Raw genomic sequence first — 17,590 nt, forward strand, 5'->3', positions numbered from 1 at the left:
TGCGCCGCCCGATGCCGACGCCAGTTATAACCCTTGCAGATCAGTCGAGGCTCGCATTGACGCACGCCTACATCAATCGGATCGGCACTGCCGTTCCCGATCACGAGGTTCACCGCTTCGTCCTCGATTTCGCAGCCTCGCGGCTGGCGAACGACCCCCGGCGGCAGGCGATCTTCCGTCGCATGGCCGACCGCATGGGCATCGAGCACCGGTACACCTCGCTCATCCCTGCAGCCGACCCGTTCGGAGCATGTCTCGACGAGGCCGGCGATTTCCGGCTGGGAGCCTTTCCCGGCACCGCGAAGCGCATGGATCTCTTCGAGGCGAACGCTCCGGCGCTGGCGATGGCCGCCATCGAGCGGCTTGGACTCGGGGACGGCCTCGGCGACGTCACTCATCTGGTGGTCACGAGTTGCACCGGTTTCTCGGCGCCGGGCATCGATCTGGAGATCGTTGCGCGCTGCGGCCTGCGAAGTTCCGTCGAGCGCACGCTCATCGGCTTCATGGGCTGCTACGCGGCGATCAATGCGCTGAAGGCGGCGCGCCACATCGTGCGCTCGGAGCCGGCGTCTCGCGTGCTCGTCGTCAACGTCGAGCTCTGCACGCTGCACCTGAAGGAGTCGGACGATCTGAAGAAGTTGCTGTCGTTCTGCCTTTGGGGAGACGGCTGCGCCGCCGCGCTGGTGACGGCCGAGGCAGAGGGTCTGCGCCTCGACCGGTTCCATGCGCTGCTCGCATCGGGTGGCCGCGATCTCATGACCTGGAACGTGCGCGACGACGGTTTCGACATGGTGCTCTCCGGCCAAGTGCCGAACGCCATTCAGGAGGTGTTGCGCGACCGTTGCGACGCCGTTCTGGGGGGGCTCGACGTCGGGGCGATCGACGTCTGGGCGGTGCATCCCGGCGGGCGCTCGGTTCTCGACGCGGTGGAACGGGCGCTGGATCTCGAGCCGGACGCGCTGGAGCGTTCGCGCAAGGTGCTTCGCGACAACGGCAACATGTCGTCGGCGACCGTGATGTTCGTGTTGGAAGCGATCCTGCATGAGAAAGTCGGCGGGCGGGCCGGCTGTGCCATGGCCTTCGGTCCCGGCCTCACCGCCGAGACGCTGCGTTTCGAGCAAGTGGAATGACGTCTCTCGACCAGCGCCACGTCGAGCCCGAAATCCTCGACCATCTCGAACCCGATGATCCGCGCGCGGTAGCCTCGCGGCGTGATCTGCGGCTTCTCAACGGGCTGATGGGGCAGGTCGCCATCGCCGCCGGGCTGTTGCGCGATCACGTTCCAGCGCCGCCGCGCCGTCTGCTCGAGATCGGCAGCGGCGACGGGGTCTTCATGCTGCGCGTGGCGCGAAGGCTGCATCGGCGCTGGCCGCAGGTGCATGTGATCCTGCTGGATCGGCAGGATCTCGTCTCCCATGAAACCCGCGCGGCCTTCGAGGGTCTCGGCTGGACCGTCGAGACCGTGGTTGCCGACGTCTTCGACTGGACCGCGGCCGCTTCGGCACCGAGCCAGGACGTCGTCGCGGCGAACCTCGTCCTCCACCATTTCTCCGACGACGCGATCCGTCTCCTGTTCGTGCGCCTCGCCGCCCTCACGCCGATCCTCGTCGCCACCGAGCCCTTGCGCCGGCCCTTCGCTCTCCTCGCCAGCCGCTCGCTGCGCCTCGTCGGCACCAACGCCGTCACCCGGCACGATGCGCCCGTCAGCGTGCGCGCGGGCTTTCGCGCGGCCGAACTGTCGGCGCTCTGGCCGGAAGCGGCCGCTCACGGGCTGATCGAGCGCCGGCGCGGGTTGTTCACCCACACCTTCTGCGCGGCTATGCCGACCGACGGAGCGGCGCGGCCATGACCTGCGCGACCGAGACGTTCGACGCCGTGGTGATGGGCGGCGGTCCGGCAGGGTCGAGCACCGCCATCGCGCTGGCAAACCGGGGCTGGCGCGTCGCGATGGTCGAGAAGGCCGTGTTCCCGCGGCGCAAGGTCTGCGGCGAGTTCCTGTCGGCGACGAGCGTTCCCGTGCTCGATCGGCTCGGCATCGGCACCGACTGGCGGGGCGCCGCCGGCCCCGAGGTTCGCCGGTTGGCGCTGTTTTCCGGCCGCCAGGTGGTCGAGGCGTCGATGCCGGCGCGGGAGGGCTTCGGGCGCGCGCTCGGCCGCGACGTTCTCGACCTCAGGCTCGTGGCGGAGGCCCTGCGCCGGGGCGTCGCGTTGTTCCAGCCGGCGCGTGTCGTCGCGCATCGGCGCGACGGCGAGGCGGCCTCGATCGACATCGTCTCCGACGCCGGCGAACGAACGCTACGCGCGCACGTGGTCGTCGCCGCGCATGGATCGTGGGAGACCGGAAAGCTCGCGAGCCAACTGCCGCGGCAGCATGACGCCCACGACTTTCTCGGCTTCAAGGCGCATTTCCACGGCGCCAGCCTCTCTGCCGACATGATGCCGCTGCTGGCCTTTCCCGGCGGCTACGGCGGCATCGTCTGGGCCGATGGCGAGCGTTTGTCGCTGTCCTGCTGCATCCGGCGCGACGCGCTCGCCGCCATTCGGCGGTGCCGGCCCGGCCTATCCGCGTCCGACGCGCTGCACGGCCACCTCGTGGACTCCTCGATCGGCATCGCCCGCACGATCGGCGATGCGACGCTCGCGGGGCCCTGGCTGGCGGCGGGTCCGATCCGTCCGGGTCTTCGGGCAGGCTATGGCGACGACATTTTCCGCGTCGGCAACGTCGCAGGCGAAGCGCATCCGATCATCGCGGAGGGCATCTCGATGGCCGTCCAGTCCGGCTGGCTGCTGGCCGAAGCGCTTGGGTCGGCACCGCCGGGCAACGCGGAGGTGAGGGCCGCGATCGGGCGGCGTTACGAAGCGGCGTGGCGGCGCCAGTTCGCGCTGCGCATCCGCGCCGCCGGCGTCTTCGCGGCGCTCGCGATCCGCCCCTCGACTGCCTGCGTCGCGGGCGGGCTCATCGCCGCGGTGCCGCCGATCCTCACGCTCGGCGCTGCCTTGAGCGGCAAGGCCAAGCCGCTGCCGGCGTTCGGCTGAACCCGAACGCCGAGGTGCGCAGGCCGGTCAGAGACCGGCGAGCGCGACGTACTTCACCTCGAGATAGCCCTCGATGCCCTGGTGCGAGCCTTCGCGGCCGAGACCGGACTGCTTGACGCCGCCAAACGGCGCCATCTCGTTGGCGAGCGCGCCGGTGTTGACGCCCACCATGCCCGACTGCAGCGCTTCGGCCACCGTGAAGATGCGCTTCATGTCGCGCGCGTAGAAATAGCTGGCGAGGCCGAATTCGGAGGCGTTGGCCATGGCGATCACGTCGGCCTCGTCGCGGAACGAGATGATCGGCGCCAGCGGCGCGAAGGTCTCCTCCTTCGTCACGATCATGTCCTGCGTCACGCCCGTGACGACGGTCGGCTCGAACATCGTCGGCGCGAGCTTGGAGCGATGCCCGCCCGTCAACACTTTCGCGCCCTTGGCTGTCGCATCCGCCAGATGCTGCTCCATCTTGGCGACCGCGCGCTCGTCGATGAGGGGGCCGAGCGTCACACCGTCATCCGTCCCGCGCCCGAGCTTGAGTCCGGCGACACGGTCGAGCAGCTTCTGGGTGAAGGCCTCGACGACGCCCTCCTGTACGTAGATGCGGTTGGCACAGACGCAGGTCTGGCCGGCATTGCGGAACTTCGAGAGGAGCGCCCCATCGGCCGCCGCGTCGAGATCGGCGTCGTCGAAGACGATGAAGGGCGCGTTGCCGCCGAGTTCGAGCGACAGCCGCTTGATCGTCTCGGCACCCTCGCGCATCAGCCAGCGCCCGACATGGGTGGAGCCGGTGAAGGTGATCTTGGCGACCGTCGGGTTCTTGCAGACCTCCGTGCCGAAGGCCTTGGCGTCGGTGGTGGTGACCACCGAGAAGACGCCCTTCGGCACGCCCGCGCGCTCGGCCAGCACAGCGAGGGCCAAGGCCGAGAGCGGCGTGAGTTCAGAGGGCTTCAGCACGATCGTGCAGCCGGCCGCGAGCGCCGGGCCGACCTTGCGGGTGATCATGCCGTTCGGGAAGTTCCACGGCGTGATGGCGGCGCAGACGCCCACCGGCTGCTTGAGCACGAGAATGCGCTGCTGCGGGTTGGGGCCGGGAATGATCTCGCCCTCGATGCGCTTGGCCTCCTCGGCAAACCATTCGAGATAGGCGGCGTTGGAGACGACCTCGCCCTTGGCCTCGGCCAGCGGCTTGCCCTGCTCGGCGGTGAGGATCGCGGCGAGATCGTCGGCATTCTCGATCACGAGATCGAACCAGCGCTTGAGGACGACGCTGCGGACCTTGGCCGGGGTCTTCGACCAGGCCGGCAAGGCGGCAGCGGCGGCGTCGATCGCGCGCCGCGTCTCCTCGACGCCGAGATCGGGCAGATCGGCGATGACCGCGCCGTCATAGGGGTCGGTCACCGCGAAGGAGCGGGCGCCCGCCGCGATCCACTCGCCGCCGAGAAAGGCGCGGTCGGTAAGAAGGGTCGGATCCTTGAGGGTGAGTTGCGAGCGGGCGGCGAGGGGCAGGGCGGCGGACATCGACGGGTTCCTTTCGGTGTTCTCGTGTCGTCCCGAGACGGCGGCGATCGGGGCGCAGGATGGGGATTGCGGGCCGTCATCACAAGCCCGTGGCCGGCCGACACCGACGGCTCAGCGTTCGCCGTAGATGTCGCGCTGCGCCTTTTCCAGCTCTTCGGCATAGCGCTTGCGCGCATGGGCTTCGGAGAGAAAGCCGAGAACCTGTCCGTCGCGGTCGACAATGGCGAGTTCGTCCGTTCCCGTCTCGTCGAAGGTTGACATCACCCGGCCGATGTCGCTCTCGGGCGTCAGGGCGGTGGTCCTGGCGCCAACGAAGCGCTCGATCGTCTCGTCCGGCTCGGCGTCCTCGCCGTAGATCGCGGCTGTGGTGACGATGCCGAGATAGCGTCCGTCGTCGGCCGTCGCGATGACGCGGCTGGTGGAGCCCAGCGGAAAGCGCCGGCGAAATTCGGCGACGGTGGTGGAGGCGGGTGCCGCACGCGCGTCGCGCCGCATCATGCGGCCGGCCGTCAGCGTCTTCACCCAGCCGACGTCGCGCGCGCTCTTGATCGTCTCGCCGCGCAGATGCAGCCGCCAAGTCGAGAACGAATAGCCGAACGTCTCGCGCACGAGGGTGGACGCGACGAGGGAGGCCGCGAGCACCGCGCCTGTCAGCGCGAAGTCCTGCGTGGTCTGCAGCACGAGCATCGCCATCGTCATCGGCCCGCCGATCACCGACACGGCGAGGGCGGCCATGCCCACCACCGCGGCGTCGCCGCCCGGCACGACGGGGGCTCCGGCCATCAGCGCGAGGGCCCCAGCGAAGAGATGGCCGAGCAGCGTGCCCAGAAACAGCGATGCGAAGAACAGGCCGCCGCGGAAGCCGAAGCCGAGCGAGATCACGGAGGCCAGCGACTTAGCGAGAAACACGGTCGCGAGCAGCCCGAGCCCGGCCCCGGCGCCGATGTCGAGATGCAGCGCCCCGTGCCCGGCGGAGAGCACCTGCGGCGAGACGAGCGCGACCGGCACCAGCAGCGCGCCGCCGACGACGGGCCGAAGCGGGCGCGGTAGCCAAGCGGGCCGCGTCGCCGCCTCGACCAGCGCGACCGAGCGCATGAGCGCGATACCCACCAGCGCCGCCACGGCGCCGAGCACCGCGTAGACGAGATAGTCCACGCTCGAAAGCGCCGAGCCGAGCGCCACGGGAATGAGGTAGGGCTCGGCGCCCAGCGCCTGCGCCACGAGCGATCCCGTCAGCGAGGCCGCCACGACGGGCGCGATCGCCGCCGGAGTGTAGGCGCCGATGACGATCTCGAACGCATAGAAGGCGCCGACCAGCGGCGCGCCGAAGGCGGCCGCGATGCCGGCCCCGGCGCCGGCGCCGACGAGCGTGCGAAAGTCGGCGCGGCGCAGCGCGAAGGCCCGCCCGCCGACCGAGGCCGCCGCTCCCCCCATCTGCGCATAGGCGGCCTCCAGCCCCACCGATGCGCCAAACCCGTTGGAGATCACGGTCTGACCCGTGATCACCAGACTGTCGCGAACCGACATGCGCCCGCCATGCAGGGCGTTGGCCTCGACGGCATCGACCAGCGGGCGCTGGCGCGAGCGCACGAGCAGCCCGAAGCCGGCGAGCGCGAGGCCGCCGATCGGCAGCACCGCGAGCTGCCAAGGGGTCAGGTCCGGCAGCGCGCTGAGGCGGGCGTCGCCGGGTAGCGCGAAGAGAACGGCTTGCAGACCATGCGCCAGGGGCGAAATCGCGACGGTGAGGCCGCCCGCCGCGGCGCCGACGAGCGCCGCCAGCAGCACGAACCACGTCTCGCTGCGCCGGAAGACGCGCCGCAGCGTCTCCTTCAGCCCCGTCCGGGCTTGCGATTCGTCTGCGGCGATGCTCATGCGATGTCCGGGCCGGAAGGCATGTCCGCTCGTATCGATTTAGTTGGGTCGTGGCGAGCCTCCACCGGCGCTTCCCGCATTTCGTCGTGGATCGGACTTCGCAATCGCGGTAGTGCCAGCCGTCGAGACCAAACGGTCCCGTTTCGTGAGCGAAAGGTATCCGATGACCCAGCCCAAACGCATCGCCGTCACCGGCGCGGCCGGCCAGATCTGCTACTCCCTGCTGTTCCGCATCGCCAACGGCGACGTCTACGGCAAGGACACGCCGGTGATCCTGCAGCTTCTCGATCTGCCGCAGGCCCAGAAGGCCGTGCAGGGCGTCGTCATGGAACTCGAGGACTGCGCCTTCCCGCTGCTGCAGGACGTGGTGATCACCGACGATCCCGCCACCGCCTTCCGCGACATCGACGCCGGCTTCTTCGTGGGCTCGCGTCCGCGCACCGCCGGCATGGAGCGCCGCGACCTGCTCAACGCCAATGCCGAGATCTTCCGCACGCAGGGGCGCGCCCTCGACGAGGCGGCCAAGCGCGACGCCAAGGTGATCGTGGTCGGCAACCCCGCCAACACCAACGCGATGATCCTCGCGGCGAACGCCAAGGGCTTCCCGACCGAGAACGTCACGGCGATGCTGCGCCTCGACCACAACCGTGCGCTGACCCAGTTCGCCAAGAAGGCTGGCGTCGGCGTCGATGCGATCGAGAAGTTCGTGGTCTGGGGCAACCACTCGCCGACCATGTTCGCCGACTGGTCGAACGCGACCGCCGACGGCCGGAAGCTCGCCGAGGTCATCGGCGACGAGGCCTGGTACAAGGAGACGCTGATCCCGACCGTCGCCAAGCGCGGCACGGCGATCATCGAGGCGCGCGGCGCCTCGTCGGCGGCCTCGGCGGCCAACGCGGCGATCGACCACATGCGCGACTGGATCTCCGGCTCGAACGGCGACTGGGTGTCGATGGGCATCTCGTCGGACGGCTCCTACGGCATCCCCGAGGGCCTGATGTGCGGCGTGCCCGTGACCTGCGCCAACGGCCGGTACGAGCGGGTGACCGGCCTCACGGTCGAGGGCTTCGCCCGCGAGATGCTGGACAAGACGGTGGGCGAACTCGCCGAAGAGCGCGAGGCGGTGAAGGCGCTTCTCTAGCCCTTCGCTTTCACGAGTGATCGAAAGGCCGCTCCATGACCGTGGAGCGGCCTTTTTCGTGGATCGCCTCGAAAGATCGGGCGCGCTCACGTCCTCTTAAGCATCGCCTGCGAAAATTCGGCGACGTTCGCCAGTCCCGGAAATGCGATGATCTCCTGCCGCGCCATCCTCTCCCTCGTGGCGCTGTCGACCCTTCTTCTGGCTGGCGGCTGCGCCCGCGTGAAAGTGATGAGCTCCGAGGAGTGTCTGGCGCGAGCCATGTATTTCGAGTCCAACCGCTCCAGCCCCGAGGGCATGATGGCGGTCGGGACGGTGGTGATGAACCGGGTCGAGTCCGGGAAGTATCCCAAATCCGTCTGCGGCGTCGTCGGCCAGAAGAACCAGTTCGCCCCAGGCGTCCTGTCGAAGCCGCTCGGCAAGGGCCGGGACCTCGCCGTGGAGTCGGCGCGCAAGGTGCTGCGCGGCCAGCGCCATCCGCGCGTGCAGAAGGCGATGTTCTTTCACACGGCGGGGTATTCCTACCCCTACAGCAACATGCAGTACCTTACGATCCAAGGTGGCAACGCGTTCTACGAGAAGCGCAAGAACGCCACGGTGACGCAGACCATGGTGGCCGAGCGAGAGAAGGCCGAGCGCGAAGGCCGCCTGCCTTTCTCGCCGCCCGAACGCGCCGTAGCCGTCGCAGCCGCTTCGGAGTCGCGCGCCATTCGGCCGGTTGTGGCGGGAGCAACACAGCCGCGCGTGGTGCGACAGTCAACCCCCATCGAACCGGCGTTCGACGCCAGCCGCATCGCGGCCAACGCGCCGCGGTCCGGCGGGCTCGAGGAGACAAGTATCGAAGACCTCATCTCGCAGAACGGCGGCTAAGCATGACCTTTGGCCTTGCCCAGCCGCGGCGCCGCTCAGGCGTCGGGGAAGTCGGTGCCGATGCTCATGTCCTTCAACCCCTCGATCTCGGCGAGGCGCTCCTTCAACTTGCCCGTCACGCCCTCATAGGCGATCTTGCCGAGTACGAGATGGCGCGGCGGCTGCGCCTGCTCGGTGATGGCGATCATCGCCTCGCCCGCCCGCACGGGATCGCCGGCCTGCTTGCCGCTGAGATCGGACGTGCCCTTCAGGCGCTTGCCGGCGGTGTCGGCATAGTCCTCGATGCGGTTGGGCGTCTGGCGCAGCGAGCGGCCGGCCCAGTCGGTGCGGAAGGGGCCCGGCGCCACGCAGGTGACGTGAATGCCGAGCGGCTTACCCTCTGCGGCCAGCGCGTCGGAGAAACCCTCGACCGCGTGCTTGGTGGCGGCGTAGTAGCCCGATCCGGGGAAGCCAATGAAGCCGGCCTGCGAGGTCAGGTTGATGACATGGCCCTTGCGCTGCTGGCGCATGAGCGGCAAGACCGCGCGCGTCATCGCGAAGAGGCCGAAGACGTTGGCGTCGAACTGGTCGCGGATCTCGCGGTCGTCGCCTTCCTCGATCGAGGCCTGGTAGCCGTAGCCGGCATTGTTGACGAGCACGTCGATCCGGCCGAAGCGCTCCTCCGCGGCCTTCACCGCGGCGTCGATCGCCATCGCGTCGGTCACGTCGAGGCTGAGCGCGAGCGCCCGGTCGCCGGCGCCCGACACGAGGTCGGCGAGGCGGCTCTTGTCGCGCGCGGTGACGGCGGCGCGCCAGCCGCGGGCGAGAACGAGCCGCGCGAGTTCCAGGCCGAAGCCGGTGGAGCAGCCGGTGATGAACCAGACGGGCGTGGTGTCCGATGCCATGATGCGATGATCCTTTTCCAACCGGCACCGTCCCGGCCGCGCCTCGTCGAGGCGAGCGCCTCCCGGCCGCCGCGCACCGCTAAATGGGACATACGATCGCCGCGAACAGGCCCGCAGAAGGCCCGCGCGCGATGAACCCCGACGAAACACCCGTCGTCGGCCTCCCGATCGGGCGGCCTCGCAGGACCGTCGTCCCCCGTCATTCCTCCACCAGTCGAGATCCCGCCTTGTCCCTCCGCCTCACGGAACGACGCGCCGCCGGGCGCATCCTGCACCGCCTCGCCGTCGCCGCGCTGGCCTTGTCGCTCACCGCCTGCCAGTCGGTCGATCTCTCGAAGGGCGACCTGCTGCCGCTCTCCAAGGCGCCGGTGCTCGCCCTCGGCGCGGAGGAGGTGGCGATCCGTACGCCGGCCGCGATCGTCCTCGACGCCGATACGGGCCAAGTGCTCTACAACGACGATGCCGACGGCCTGCGCCATCCCGCCTCGCTCACCAAGCTGATGACGATCTACCTCCTGTTCGAGGCGCTCGAAGACGGCAAGGTCAAGATGGACGACCTCTTCGTCGTCTCGGCCGGTGCCGCCGCCAAGCCGCCGTCGAAGCTCGGCCTTCGCCCTGGCGAGACGATCCGCGTTCGCGACGCGATGTTCGCCATGGCGGTGAAGTCGGCCAACGACGTCGCCTCGGTCACGGCCGAGAATCTTGGTGGCTCTGAGGAGGCGTTCGCACGACAGATGACCGCCAAGGCGCGCCAGCTCGGCATGACTCGCACGAATTTCGATAATCCGTCGGGGCTGCCCGATCCGCTGCAGATCACCACCGCGCGCGACATGGCGATCCTCGGGCTGCAGATCCGTCGCCGCTTCCCGCAATATGTCTCGCTCTTTTCGACGCCGGCCTTCGACTACGCGGGGCGGCACTACGTCTCCACCAACAAGCTGCTCGGCAAAGTGCCGGGCATCGACGGCATGAAGACCGGCTTCATCGGCGACAGCGGCTTCAACCTGGTGGCATCGGCGCGGCGGGGTGGGCGCGGCGTCATCGTGGTGGTGATCGGCGGCATCAGCGGCCGGGCACGAGACGCGCGGGTCGAGCAGCTGGTCGACACCTATCTCGGCCCCGCCGTCTGACACCTCAGACGATCGTCGTGACCACCGAGCCGACGCCTTCGATGCGGCCTTCCAGCCGGTCTCCGCGCGCCACGGCGCCGACGCCGGCGGGCGTTCCCGTCATCACGAGGTCGCCGGGTTCGAGGCGTACGAGGCCGGAGAGAGTGGAAACGATCTCCGGCACGCTCCAGATCATCATCGAGAGATCCGACGACTGGCGCAGCACGTCGCCGGTGCGCAGTTCGATGAGACCCGCCGCAGGGTGGCCGATGCGCGCGGCTGGTGCGATTTCGCCGATCGGCGCCGAGGCGTCGAAGCCCTTGGCCATGTCCCAGGGGCGTCCGGTCTTCTTCGCGGCGTCCTGCAGATCGCGCCGGGTCATGTCGAGCCCGGCGGCATAGCCGTAGATGTGGTCGAGGGCGTCGGCCGCGGCGATGTCGGCGCCGCCCGTGCCGATGGCAAGCACCAACTCCATCTCGAAATGCAGGCTCTCGGTCTGCGGCGGGTAGGGCATGTCGGCACCCGCGATCAGCACGGCGTCTGCGGGCTTGGTAAAGAAGAAGGGCGGTTCGCGATCGGGATCACTGCCCATTTCGCGTGCGTGATCGGCATAGTTTCGGCCGACGCAGAAGATGCGGCGCAACGGAAACCGGCCCCCGCCGCCGATGGGAAGGAAGGGTGTGGGAGGCGGCGAAACGACGAAATCGGTCATGAGATGGGTCCGAGGTGACAGGACGGCGCAACGACTCGGCCTTTGCAGCCATGCGCCATCCTGTCGCTCGTCGCCGCATCCGTCGAGGGTCGGTGCACGTTCGCCGCGTCAGTCCGAATAGCGCTCTTCCGCCCAAGGGTCGCCGCGATTGTGATAGCCGCGAACCTCCCAGAAGCCGGGTTGGTCCTTCGTGCGGAACTCGATCGCCTTCAGCCACTTGGCGCTTTTCCAGAAGTAGAGATGCGGCACCATGAGCCGTACCGGGCCGCCGTGCTCGCGATCGAGAGGCCGGCCCTCCCACTCGTGGACGAGCATCGCGTCCTCGGCCGCGAAATCCTCGATCGAGAGGTTGGTGCTGTAACCGTCGTAGGAGGAGAGGGCAACGAAGGCCGCGTCGGATTTCGGCTGGACGACGGCAAGCAGTTCGCGCGTGGCGACGCCGCCCCATCGGTTGTCGTAGCGCGACCAAGTCGTCACGCAGTGAATGTCGGTCGTCTCCTCGCTGCGAGGCTGCATCAGAAACTTGGCGAAGTCCCAGATCTGCGGCTCCTCCACCGCGCCGTTGATCGTCAGCCGCCAGCGATCGGTCGAGACGTCGGGCGTCAGGCCGAGATCGAGCACCGGCCAGTTCTTCACGAGATGCTGGCCCGGCGGCAGGCGCTCCGTCTCCGGGCGGCTCGTGCGGCCGGTGAGGAAGCGGCCCTCCCGCGCCCAGCCTTCCTTCGTTCGCGTCAGTTTGGTGTCGGGAGCGGGCTCGCTGTCGTCGGTCATGGGGAGGGGACTCCTGTGGGTCTCGGGTGAGGTGGGGCGGAGTGCGGGCGGTGCCAAGCCGAAGGCGAACGTTCGTCGCCTCCGCTTGAAATTCAAGCGACACGCGAAATCTTCAATCCCATGAGCATCGGCGAATCCCTGCCATTCAGATCCCGCGCGGCCGCGCCCTCCCTGGCAACGAGACTGTTGTGCGCGCTCATGGTCGTCGCGCTCTGCTTCGCGGGGTTCGTCACGCCGATGCCGGCCGCCGCCGCCGCAACCCCCGCCGTTGACTGCGCTTCCATGCACGCAGGGCCTGACGGAGACGCGCAACGGGCCGCCCCCCTCCCAGACGCGCCAAGCTGCTGCCTGTTCCACTGCATTCCCGCCGTGCCGCTTCTGGCAGCACCCGTCGCCGAGCCGGTGCGCCCATCGCTGCGGGTCCGCCTCGGCGAGAACGAGCGGGCGCGCGGCGTGACGCCGGCGATCGTCGTTCCGCCTCCGCGCGCCTGACGGCCGCTGCTTCCGTCTCAATCCCTCATCGCGGCACGCATCGACCATACGGCGACCGCATCCGTTCGACCGAACGTCAAAGGATCTCCCGATGTCTTCCCACACTCACGACATGCAGGCCTGCATCGCCGCCTGCCTCGACTGCTACCAGACCTGCCTCTCCACCGCTCTCCACCACTGCCTGGAAGCGGGCGGTCGTCACACCGAGCCCGACCATATGCGGCTGATGATGGCCTGCGCCGAGATGTGCCGGGCCTCGGCCCATATCATGCTGACGGGATCCTCCGTGCACCGCCAGTCCTGCGGGGCCTGCGCCGAGATCTGCAGTGCCTGCGCCGACGATTGCGAACGTGTCGGCGACATGGACGCGTGCGTGGCCGCCTGCCGCGCCTGCGCCGAAACCTGCCGCGCCATGGCGGCCTGAACGATGACCCGGAACCTGTCCCAGACGCTCTTCGGCCTCATCCTCACCTGGGGTCTCGCCGCCGGTCCGGCCTTCGCACAGGATCACGGCGGGCATGCGATGCCCGCCGCGCACGGCGCTACCACCGCCGCCCCCGGAAGCCCGTCGCAGGCCTACATGGCGGCGATGCAGACTATGGATTCTGCCATGGCTTCGATGCCGATGACCGGGAAACCAGGGCTCGACTACGCCCGGATGATGATCCCGCATCACCAGAGCGCGGTCGACATGGCGAAGGCCTATCTGGCGAGCGGCGAGAACGATCCGGTGCTCACCAAGCTGTCGAACGACATCGTCGCTTCGCAGCAGGCCGAGATCGCGACGTTGCAGGATTGGATCGCGCGGAACGAAGCGAAGTGACGCTTTGAGACGCGGGGTCGCCTGAGACCGGGAGGCCGGCGTCCGAAGAGGTCGCCGGCTTCTTTCGACCGCGCTCTCGCCGTTGCCGGGGGCACGGCTATTTTCTGGCCTCACACATTTCAGGAGCGATCGACCGATGCCCCCCGCTCTCACCCGGATGTTCGAACGCTGGAAGCCTCTGTTCTCGCGCATCGAAGCGCGCGGCCTCGTGATCCTGCTGCTCGCCTCGGGCTCGCTCGGCGCCTTTCTGTCGATCGCCGGCGAGGTGCGCGAAGGCGATACCCACGCGTTCGACGACGCCATCCTGCTCTGGTTCCGCACGCCCGGCGACACGGCCGATCCGATTGGCCCAGCTTGGGTCGAGATGGCGTTTCGCGACATCACGGCTCTCGGCGGGATGACGGTTCTCGCCCTCATCACCCTGGCGGTCGTCGGATACCTGCTGATCTGCCGCAAGCACGCCTCGGCGCTGCTGGTGGCGGTCGCCGTTCTCGGCGGCGTGGCCGTCTCCAGCCTGCTGAAACTCGGCTTCGATCGCCCGCGGCCCGATGTCGTGGCCCATCTCGTGGACGTGCACACGCTGAGCTTTCCGAGCGGCCACGCCATGCTGTCGGCCGCCACCTACCTGACGCTCGGCGTGCTGCTCGCCCGCACGGAGAAGCGCTTCGTCGTGCGGTCCTATTTCGTCGGCGTCGCGATCCTTCTGACGCTGCTCATCGGGCTCAGCCGGATCTATCTCGGTGTCCACTACCCGACCGACGTGCTCGCGGGCTGGTGCGCGGGCGCAGCCTGGGCGCTCATCTGCTGGGCCGCCGCCCGTTGGCTGCAGCATCGCGGACAGGTGGAGCCGAGCAGTTGAGGTCGGTCAACCGGCCCGGCGCGACGGGCTCTCGCCGGGAAACAGAAGCGTCTCGCTGACCCCCGCGAGACGCGCGGCGAAGGTTCGGATCGCATCGGAATCAACGTTCGCGAAGGCGATGCGCACGTGGTCCTCGCCGTCGGGACCGAAAAACGTGCCGGGCAGGGTGACGAGCCCGAGGCGCGTCGCCAGCGCCTCGCACACGGCCGCCGAGCCGCGGCCGCGGTAGGGATGGCGCAGATAGGCGAAATAGGCGCCGATCTGCTCGATCTCCCACTCCGGAACCGCGCTCATCGCCGTGCGGAACACATCGACCCGCGCGAGGATCTCGGCGGCCTTTTCGCTGCGCCAGCCCGCGGTGCCCTCGATCATCGGCGCGATCGCCATCTGGCTCGGCCGGGGCGCGCAGATCTGTATGCAGTCCACCACCTTCTCGATCTCCGGCATGAAGGTGGGGCCGGCGATGAGCGCGCCGAGCCGATGACCGGGAACGGCGTAGGCCTTGGAGAAGCTGTAGAGGCTGATCAGGTCGTCGCGCCAGGAGGGATCGGCGAAAAGCGCGTGCGGCGCGCTGTCAGGATCGGGTCGGAAATCGCGATAGGTCTCGTCGAGAACGAGCACGATGCCGTGGCGGCGGCAGACGGCGTAGAGTTCCGCGATCCGCTCCGGCGTGTAGATCGCGCCGGTCGGGTTGTTCGGGGTCACCAGCACGAGTGCGCGCACGCGCTCGTCGATCGCCGCTTCGAGATCCGCCGCGGTGGGGACGAAGCCCGAGGCCGCGGAGGTGCGCAGTGGCCGCGGCTCGATGCCGAGCATGTCCAGCGTCATCTGATGGTTGAAGTACCAAGGCGTCGGCAGGATCACGGCGTCGCCTTCGCCGGCCAGCGCGATCATCGCGGCGAAGAAGGCCTGATTGCAGCCGGCGGTAATGCCGACGTCGCGCGCCAGAATCGATGCGCCGTAGCGCTCCGACACGTGGTCGGCATAGGCCGAGCGCAGGGTCGGGTCGCCCATCACCGGCCCGTATCGCGCGGCGGCAGGCTGCGCACCGACATGGAGGAACTCGCGCACGAGATCGTCTGGCGGCGCATAGCCGGGCACGGCCTGGCTGAGATTGACGAGCGGGCCGGCGGCGCCTGCGTAGCGGCCGAGCCACTCGGCGGCCTGCGCCACGGGCGGCGCCGAGACGGCGGCGAGCCGGCGATTGGCGCGGGGGCGAGCGGGCACGGGAGACGAGGTCACGATGCCGGATCCTTCGGGTGATCTGCGGTGCGCCGACATGACAGGGAAGCGCCGGCGCGATCAAGAGCCGCACCGGCGTCAGAATGCGACGACGGGCGGCGCGGGTTGGATCCCGCACCGCCCGTCGTCATGTACCTTCGATCAGAAGTCGAAGTCGTTGATGTCGGCCTTGGTGAAGACCTTCGGCGCGCCGAGCAGGATCTGGCTCTGGTTGACGATCTGCAGGTCGCCGAGGCGACCGGCCTTGAACGACGTGTCGCCGGGCTTCAACGTGCCGTCGGCGACGGCGCGCATGGCAAGGCCCGCGGCGTAGCCGAGATCCACCGTCGACCAGAGGATGGTCGTCTTGATGCAGTCGCCGTTGACGTAGGGCTTCATGGCGTTCGGCAGGGCAAGGCCGACCACGGCCACCTTGCCGCAGAGCTTGTTCTGCTGCACGGCCTCGGATGCGGCGGGCGTCGCCACCGAGGTCATGCCGAGAATGCCCTTCAGATCGTCGCCATGCTTGTTGATGAGCGTCTGCGCTTGGTTGAAGGAAAGGATGTTGTCCTCCTGCGCTTCCACCGTCTCCAGGAACTTGATGCCGGGGTGGCACTTCTCGGCATAGGCGGCCATCTCGCTGATCCAGCGCGACTGGTTCGGCGTCGTGAAGGTGGAGGTCACGATGGCGAAGGAGCCGTCCGCGCCGATCTCCGAGGCGAGCTGGTCGATCATCGACTTGGCGACGCCGTTGGGCTCGGCCTGGTTGACGAACCACTGGCGCGCGTCGGCTTCGGCGTCCGCATCGTAGCCGACGACGTTGATGCCGGCCTCCAAGGCGCGCTTCAGCACCGGCGCGATGGCGACCGGATCGTTGGCAGCAAACAGGATGCCGTCGACGCCCGAGGTGATGTAGTTGTCGATAAAGGTGATCTGCTCGTCGATATTCGCCTTCGTCGGACCGTCGGTCGTGACGGTCATCGAGCCCGTCTCCTTCGCCGCTTCCTGGATGCCGGAGGCGGTGGAGTTGAAGTAGCCGACGCCGACCAGCTTCGGAATGTCGACCACCGTCAGCGGCTTGCCCTTGCGGTCGGGCGCGCCCGTCGGCATGCCGCCGTTGTACTCGCCGGGCGGCACGGGCGTGACGCTGGCGTCGCAGGCCAGCGGATTGGTGGGCAGGTCGTCGCCGCCGGTCCAGGCGCTCTGCGCCATGGCGGGTGCGGTCAGAAGGCTGGTGCCCAGAAGCAGGGCGAACAGGGTGCGCATGGATGTTCCTCCGTTGAGATGATGCGAACCGGCGACGCCCCTCCCGGGCGCTCCGGTCTCTCCTCAGTCGTTCGAGTAGCGGCTGAGGAAATTCGAGATGAGCACCGCCACGATCAGCACGAAGCCGATGATGACGATGGTGCCGTCGCCCTTGACGCCCGAAAGCGCGAGGCCGTTCTTCAGCACCTGCACGAGGCAGAGGCCGAGCAGCGTGCCGACGACCATGCCGCGCCCGCCGAAGATCGACGTGCCGCCGAGCACCACCGCCGTGATCACGTCGAGCTCGATGCCCGAGCCCATGTCCGAGCGCGTGGTGGAGACGCGGCTGACGAAGACCACCGCTGCCAGCGCCGAGACGAAGCCGGACGCCGAGTAGATCAGCAGCTTGGTGCGCGTCACGTCGATGCCCGAGAAGGCGGCGCCGGCCTCGTTGCTGCCGATGGCGTAGGTGGCGCGTCCGAAGGCGGTGAAGCGCAGGATGAAGAACCCGACGAGCGCGACCACGGCGAGCAGCCAGAGCTGGGTGGGAATGCCGGCGAAGCTGCCCTGGCCGAGCGTGAAGAACCATTTCGGGTAGCCGCGGATCGACTGCGCCTGGCTGATGCCCTCCGCCAGGCCGCGATAGAGCGCCAGCGTCGCCAGCGTCGCGATGAGGGGGGGCACGCGGAAGCGCGTGATGATCAGCCCGTTGAGGAAGCCCGCGAGCGTGCCGACGACGACCGAGAGGCCCATCGCCACCGGCAGCGGCAGGTCGAGCGTCTTCCAGAAGACGCCGACGAGAATGGCGCAGAGGCCGAGGATCGAGCCGACCGAGAGGTCGATGCCGCCGGTGATGATGACGAAGGTCATCACGACCGCGATGAGCCCGACTTCGGTGAGGAGCCGTCCCTGGTTGAGCAGGTTGGCGGCGGTGAAGAAGCGCTCGTTCTCGCTGGCCAGCAGCGCCAGCGCGAGGGCCAGGATGAGGGCGAGAATGGCTTCGTGGCGAAGGAGCGTGCGAAGGGTCATGGGGTCAGCTCCTC

17 protein-coding genes and 1 pseudogene are annotated in these 17,590 nt (G+C 68.8%); 10 read left to right on the plus strand and 8 right to left on the minus strand.

The window, feature by feature from the left end:
- Nucleotides 1–56: 56 nt before the first annotated feature.
- The 3 genes from GGR04_RS09175 to GGR04_RS09185 are packed head-to-tail and all read left to right on the plus strand — an operon-like array spanning nt 57 to nt 3,036.
- Nucleotides 57–1,130, plus strand: coding sequence for a type III polyketide synthase (locus GGR04_RS09175; RefSeq protein WP_246393036.1), 1,074 nt, complete (start codon nt 57–59; stop codon nt 1,128–1,130).
- The gene (locus GGR04_RS09180; RefSeq protein ID WP_183199556.1) at nt 1,127–1,849 is read left to right on the plus strand and encodes a methyltransferase domain-containing protein; all 723 of its coding nucleotides are present in this window, start codon (nt 1,127–1,129) and stop codon (nt 1,847–1,849) included. The genes GGR04_RS09175 and GGR04_RS09180 overlap by 4 nt, the downstream gene beginning before the upstream one ends.
- The gene (locus GGR04_RS09185) at nt 1,846–3,036 is read left to right on the plus strand and encodes an NAD(P)/FAD-dependent oxidoreductase (protein ID WP_183199557.1); all 1,191 of its coding nucleotides are present in this window, start codon (nt 1,846–1,848) and stop codon (nt 3,034–3,036) included. The genes GGR04_RS09180 and GGR04_RS09185 overlap by 4 nt, the downstream gene beginning before the upstream one ends.
- A 27-nt stretch (nt 3,037–3,063) precedes the next feature.
- On the opposite strand, the gene GGR04_RS09190 is transcribed toward GGR04_RS09185, so the two are convergent.
- Together GGR04_RS09190 and GGR04_RS09195 are read right to left on the minus strand one after the other, a co-directional pair.
- Entirely contained in the window at nt 3,064–4,551 is a 1,488-nt protein-coding gene (locus GGR04_RS09190; RefSeq protein ID WP_183199558.1) for an NAD-dependent succinate-semialdehyde dehydrogenase, read from the minus strand.
- 111 nt (nt 4,552–4,662) lie between these two features.
- The gene (locus GGR04_RS09195; RefSeq protein ID WP_183199559.1) at nt 4,663–6,423 is read right to left on the minus strand and encodes a chloride channel protein; all 1,761 of its coding nucleotides are present in this window, start codon (nt 6,421–6,423) and stop codon (nt 4,663–4,665) included.
- Nucleotides 6,424–6,586: 163 nt separating this feature from the next.
- Here GGR04_RS09195 and GGR04_RS09200 point away from each other — a divergent pair, with 163 nt between their 5' ends.
- Nucleotides 6,587–7,564, plus strand: coding sequence for a malate dehydrogenase (locus tag GGR04_RS09200; protein WP_183199560.1), 978 nt, complete (start codon nt 6,587–6,589; stop codon nt 7,562–7,564).
- Nucleotides 7,565–7,804: 240 nt separating this feature from the next.
- A pseudogene (locus GGR04_RS24710) lies at nt 7,805–8,182 on the plus strand (cell wall hydrolase); the annotation flags it as partial.
- Between the two features lie 284 nt (nt 8,183–8,466).
- Here GGR04_RS24710 and GGR04_RS09210 read toward each other — a convergent pair.
- A complete protein-coding gene (locus tag GGR04_RS09210) occupies nt 8,467–9,315 on the minus strand; it encodes an oxidoreductase (protein WP_183199561.1) in 849 nt (282 codons plus the stop codon).
- A 227-nt stretch (nt 9,316–9,542) separates the two neighbouring features.
- Here GGR04_RS09210 and GGR04_RS09215 point away from each other — a divergent pair, with 227 nt between their 5' ends.
- Nucleotides 9,543–10,445, plus strand: coding sequence for a D-alanyl-D-alanine carboxypeptidase family protein (locus tag GGR04_RS09215; RefSeq protein ID WP_246393037.1), 903 nt, complete (start codon nt 9,543–9,545; stop codon nt 10,443–10,445).
- 4 nt (nt 10,446–10,449) lie between these two features.
- Here the strand turns inward: GGR04_RS09215 and GGR04_RS09220 are convergent, their stop codons facing one another.
- On the minus strand, nt 10,450–11,136 hold the full coding sequence (locus GGR04_RS09220) for a fumarylacetoacetate hydrolase family protein (RefSeq protein ID WP_183199563.1): 687 nt from the start codon (nt 11,134–11,136) through the stop codon (nt 10,450–10,452).
- A gap of 108 nt (nt 11,137–11,244) precedes the next feature.
- Complete coding sequence (locus tag GGR04_RS09225; protein ID WP_183199564.1) at nt 11,245–11,907, minus strand: sulfite oxidase-like oxidoreductase; 663 nt, start codon at nt 11,905–11,907, stop codon at nt 11,245–11,247.
- Nucleotides 11,908–12,027: 120 nt separating this feature from the next.
- Between GGR04_RS09225 and GGR04_RS09230 the strand changes: the two genes are divergently transcribed.
- The 4 genes from GGR04_RS09230 to GGR04_RS09245 all read left to right on the plus strand — a co-directional run bounded on the left by GGR04_RS09230 (nt 12,028) and on the right by GGR04_RS09245 (nt 14,081).
- Nucleotides 12,028–12,399 (plus strand): hypothetical protein, encoded by a 372-nt coding sequence (locus GGR04_RS09230; RefSeq protein ID WP_183199565.1) that lies wholly within the window; start codon nt 12,028–12,030, stop codon nt 12,397–12,399.
- 91 nt (nt 12,400–12,490) lie between these two features.
- Nucleotides 12,491–12,823 (plus strand): four-helix bundle copper-binding protein, encoded by a 333-nt coding sequence (locus tag GGR04_RS09235; protein ID WP_183199566.1) that lies wholly within the window; start codon nt 12,491–12,493, stop codon nt 12,821–12,823.
- Between the two features lie 3 nt (nt 12,824–12,826).
- Entirely contained in the window at nt 12,827–13,222 is a 396-nt protein-coding gene (locus GGR04_RS09240) for a DUF305 domain-containing protein (RefSeq protein ID WP_183199567.1), read from the plus strand.
- Nucleotides 13,223–13,358: 136 nt separating this feature from the next.
- Nucleotides 13,359–14,081 carry a phosphatase PAP2 family protein gene (locus GGR04_RS09245; protein ID WP_183199568.1) on the plus strand — a complete coding sequence of 241 codons (723 nt, stop codon included), beginning with the start codon at nt 13,359–13,361 and terminating at the stop codon, nt 14,079–14,081.
- Nucleotides 14,082–14,087: 6 nt separating this feature from the next.
- On the opposite strand, the gene GGR04_RS09250 is transcribed toward GGR04_RS09245, so the two are convergent.
- The 3 genes from GGR04_RS09250 to GGR04_RS09260 all read right to left on the minus strand — a co-directional run bounded on the left by GGR04_RS09250 (nt 14,088) and on the right by GGR04_RS09260 (nt 17,576).
- Nucleotides 14,088–15,323 carry an aminotransferase gene (locus GGR04_RS09250; protein ID WP_312857431.1) on the minus strand — a complete coding sequence of 412 codons (1,236 nt, stop codon included), beginning with the start codon at nt 15,321–15,323 and terminating at the stop codon, nt 14,088–14,090.
- Nucleotides 15,324–15,464: 141 nt separating this feature from the next.
- Nucleotides 15,465–16,568 (minus strand): substrate-binding domain-containing protein, encoded by a 1,104-nt coding sequence (locus GGR04_RS09255; RefSeq protein ID WP_183199570.1) that lies wholly within the window; start codon nt 16,566–16,568, stop codon nt 15,465–15,467.
- A gap of 63 nt (nt 16,569–16,631) precedes the next feature.
- Nucleotides 16,632–17,576 carry an ABC transporter permease gene (locus GGR04_RS09260; RefSeq protein ID WP_183199571.1) on the minus strand — a complete coding sequence of 315 codons (945 nt, stop codon included), beginning with the start codon at nt 17,574–17,576 and terminating at the stop codon, nt 16,632–16,634.
- Nucleotides 17,577–17,590: the final 14 nt, after the last annotated feature.

Origin of the sequence: Aureimonas pseudogalii, from assembly GCF_014196835.1 — a bacterium.
GTDB lineage: Bacteria > Pseudomonadota > Alphaproteobacteria > Rhizobiales > Rhizobiaceae > Aureimonas > Aureimonas pseudogalii.